Here is a 1,203-nt window from a genome sequence, read left to right on the forward strand (position 1 = left end):
AACTGCGCCCGAGTACGTAACGGTCCCCAACCAGGGGATAGACATCGGATTTGTTGGTATTAGCGTCTTGCACCCAAAGTTCCGGCACTCTAGCATTAGGCTTTAGTGCTACTGCTTGAAGATTGACTTTAGCATGAATGGTCTGTACTACCTGAGTTAGCTGACTAAGTATGGTTTTTGGGGGTTTGGAGGGTGGTGGAGAACTCATGGTCAGCGATCAGCGATTAGCTTGGGTGCCTATGGAACCATTGTAATAACTCTAGCAATTAGCTTTTGCCCACTGCTCCCGATTCCCGATTCCCGATTCCCGATTCCCGATTCAGCGACTAGCCGGAAAACTCCCACCAACAAAGTGAATATCACTAAAAGTTTCAATCCACAAACGAGCACCACAATCCAGTGGATTATCTGGGTTATAGACAATCTTACATGGACCAAGGATTTCCACTTCGTTGCCGTAGAGATTGGTGCCACTGCGTTTTACTGAAATTACTGGCTTGCGGTCTTGAGGACTTTTCTTGATATTCGAGCCAATGTGATTACGGTTGACATTAATCTTAGCTAATGCCGGTGGACGACTAGTGCGCCATTTCCCCTTCGGTCCACGAGACCCTTTGGTAATTTGTGGCAAATGGTTGAACAGAGGAATAATCCAGAATTTCCCAGTTTTATAGGCACCCCGCACCCGACCCTTCTCTAGGAGTTGGCGCAATCGTCGAGAGGAAATTCCTAATAGAGATGCCGCTTCAGTAGTTCCAACGCACTTGTTCATGAGTGGAGTGTTTTTTAACTCTTCCTATAATACTAGTTTAATAGATAAAAAGAAAATTGGCAACTTTAACGAAAGAAATAGGGAATAGGGATGAAAGTAGCTAAAGTGTGGTAAGTGTGGAGAGGGTGGGGGGCAAGTCAAGTGCTGTGGTTTCCACTATTAGCGACTGCGTCAATACCGGAATAGTTAGAAAATTGGAAACAGAAGAGTTTAGAGTGTGCTAGGGAAATGCGATCGGCGAAGCCGCGCCAAAGGCGATCGCGTACCGTGGCCAGGGACAATCACAAATAACCTAACTTTGAAGGAGAAGAGTCTTGTATGGGGACACAGATAAATGCGATTAGCCCGAAGGGCTACGCTACGCGATCGCTTTTAGCGGAAGCAAGCGAAGCTTCATCCCGTAGTCGCTCCAAAGGAGAGATAGGAATGTA

General features: G+C 46.5%; 3 protein-coding genes. All 3 read right to left on the reverse strand.

Translation table 11 applies throughout. The features are described 5' to 3' along the window. Positions 1-208, reverse strand: a 208-nt coding sequence (locus F6K49_RS50735) for a hypothetical protein (RefSeq protein WP_293110476.1), incomplete at its 3' end; no start/stop codon positions are given. A gap of 111 nt (positions 209-319) precedes the next feature. After that, on the reverse strand, positions 320-772 hold the full coding sequence (locus tag F6K49_RS50740; RefSeq protein WP_293110478.1) for a DNA-binding protein: 453 nt from the start codon (positions 770-772) through the stop codon (positions 320-322). Positions 773-909: 137 nt separating this feature from the next. Further along, entirely contained in the window at positions 910-1,053 is a 144-nt protein-coding gene (locus F6K49_RS50745; RefSeq protein WP_293110480.1) for a hypothetical protein, read from the reverse strand. Positions 1,054-1,203: the final 150 nt, after the last annotated feature.

It is taken from the genome of Moorena sp. SIO3I6 (assembly GCF_010672095.1).